The sequence below is a fragment of the Bartonella sp. AA1HLJMS genome, from assembly GCF_042197445.1.
Lineage (GTDB): Bacteria > Pseudomonadota > Alphaproteobacteria > Rhizobiales > Rhizobiaceae > Bartonella.
Map to the genome: position 1 here is coordinate 1 of NZ_JBHIRW010000102.1, position 2,666 is coordinate 2,666.

1 protein-coding gene, 1 tRNA gene and 1 pseudogene are annotated in these 2,666 nt (G+C 33.6%); all 3 read left to right on the forward strand.

Going from position 1 to position 2,666, the window contains the following annotated elements; all coding sequences use genetic code 11:
• The first annotated feature begins 261 nt into the window (after window positions 1-261).
• Entirely contained in the window at window positions 262-615 is a 354-nt protein-coding gene (locus ACFIQE_RS09450) for a hypothetical protein (protein WP_375707618.1), read from the forward strand.
• A gap of 49 nt (window positions 616-664) precedes the next feature.
• A pseudogene (locus ACFIQE_RS09455) lies at window positions 665-1,496 on the forward strand (tyrosine-type recombinase/integrase).
• A gap of 939 nt (window positions 1,497-2,435) precedes the next feature.
• Window positions 2,436-2,525, forward strand: a tRNA-Ser gene (locus tag ACFIQE_RS09460).
• The last annotated feature ends 141 nt before the right edge of the window (window positions 2,526-2,666 follow it).

Sequence of the window (2,666 nt, forward strand, 5' to 3'; positions counted from 1 at the left end):
TTTTTAAACAAAAAGCGCGTTGCAATCACCTGTTTTGAAGCCAATGTATGCATGTGTCATAGAGGACAACTCGCATTAGCTCTCACTCAATTGCCTGATTGGAATTATGAAATTAAGCACATCTAAAAAATAAATTTGCATATTTTTAAAAAATGGGAGTGTTCATATGTCACCTAGCACACCCCTACTCATTCCTAACAACTTTTAAGTAATGCATGATTCACGCTACGGGTGGATTGTGCCAAATCAAGGAAATAAATCATGGGGGAAAAATACGAATTGACTGATGAAACAATAGAGTTTGATGGATACATTACGCTTTACCGTATCCATGAATTGAGAGACTTTAGAGATAAAAAGGCAGGTAATCTTGACAGCTTTATAGAGAATGAAGACAGTTTAAGTCATGAAAACGATTGTTGGATTTATAATGATGCCAAGGCGTATTCCTTTACCAATATTTACGATAGCGCTAAGGTTTTTGATAACGCACAAGTTGCTTATAATGCACAGATTTTTGAAAACGAAAAAATTTATGATAATTCAGAAGCTTGTAACAAAACTATGACCGCCCAGAACGGCGTCCCTTCAACAAAAGACGACATTCCTTTCTAACACCAAAAAACTAACCTTTTAACACCAGCGTGATTCACGCCATGGTAAAATTATATGGTATGTGCGTATTGGTCGTGGTCAACGCATTAGAGTACGTGGAACCTATGGAACGCAAGAGTTTGTTGACAACTACCAAAGTGCGCTTGCTAAATTACAAGGGCTTATACTTCCAAAATCCAAAACCGGTAAACTTATTGAAAGGTTATTTGCATGGCTACTTAAACAGTATTTTAACAGTATCAATTGGCATAGCTTCTCTAAAGTCATAAAAAGAACTCATCCTGATGAAGGTGTGTGATTCTATAGGTCTCATTTCATACCAAGCAATCGGAAAGAAACATATTATAGCCGGTGTTGAACATCGCAAATAAACACTTGGAATGGCTAGAGACTTTCTGAAAGGTCTAAACGGACTTTTTAAATGGGCCATTGAACAGAGTCTTTTTGAAAATAATCCAGCTTTAAGAATCAAAAGACCTCCTCTCAAAAACGAAGACGGATTTCCAGTCAAAACAGAAAAAAGTAAATTCAAAACAGATGTTTTTCTGCCAATTTTGTCTGAACTAGCCAAAACCCTTTAAATTGGTCCTATTGGAGAAGAAACATTCATTTGTGGTCAAGTTAATCAAAAACTCTCCAAAGAAAGCTTTGGCGATACATTTAGATAGGCTTGTAATACAGTAGGCATTAAAAAATCAGCGCGCGCATGGTTTAAGAAAATTAGCAGCAACACGCGCTGCTAATTTCGGTGCAACAGTCTCGCAACTCAAAGCAATTTTTGGCTGGACAGACGACACTATGGCATCTCTTTACACAAAGAGCGCAGACCGTAAAAACTTGCTCTTGAAGCCATAAAAAAGCTTCAAAAAGATGAGGAATAGAGGCAAATAAAACTCAATAGAATCAGGAACAACCTATTCTCTCATATTAGACATAAATATTTTATTTTACACATACTTGTGAATGAAACGGCTTTTAAAACCTTGTCTGTTAAAGTTTATGCTTTTTGCCTCTGCATAATTTAGCGTTTTTAAGTTCTATTCTTGAAAAACTATGCAATACTTTAACAAACTATTTATTGATCTAAGCGTTCAATAATCTTTTCTTCCATTCAAATTACCTTTTTGCTTATCCTAAAGAAAAAAGCATTATAAATATACCTAATTTTCAGTCATATCTGGAAAAGGTTTTAAACTGTCGATGCAAATCTTACACAACGTTTTATTCAAATAGTGTAAATCAGCCCTTTCCTCCAAGATACCCTTTAGACGCATTAAATATCTGAATATTTTTATTTAAAAAATAAAAATCTTTTAAAGAGCTTTCTTATTGAATTGTACTTATTTAAACTCAATAAAAATTTTCCTTGAATATATATCCCATTCTTACAAATTTATCTCTCATAAACTGTCAAAGCAATAACATTTTCTTTTCGCAGATATGACCGATCTAAATAGAATAAATATCTGGAAAGGTAAAATAATTTAAAAATACACGACCGAAATTTAATATAATTTATCAAACATTTTCAACTGAACTTTTCTTATTATTACGAAAACGACCATTAGAACTTAAAAAATATTGCTTTGTGAAAAATTTTCAAACAGGAAAAAGAAATGATAAATATCATAATTACCTTTCATTTTTTCAGAAAAAACTATCATATTTAAAAATGAAATTCTTAGATAACACACTCAAAGAATTAACTTATGAAGAATTATTTTAATTGAAACTTAAATGGTTTTACAAAGAACGCTTTAAAATGCGTATTAAAATGATTGACCTTTTGCAAGAAATTTGTCAAAAAGCATATCTAGTTTGGAGGGGTGGCCGAGCGGTTTAAGGCACCGGTCTTGAAAACCGGCGTGCAGGAGACTGTACCGTGGGTTCGAATCCCACCCCCTCCGCCACTGTAGCTTGCTGTATGTAGCTTGCCAGCGGGTTTTGTATATTTTTGTATGTAGCTTGCCAGCAGGTTTTGTATATTTTGCCACTAGGTTTTGTACCAATTTATTTTTTCTCAAAGAGTTTTAAAGATGTTCTCAAAGGGT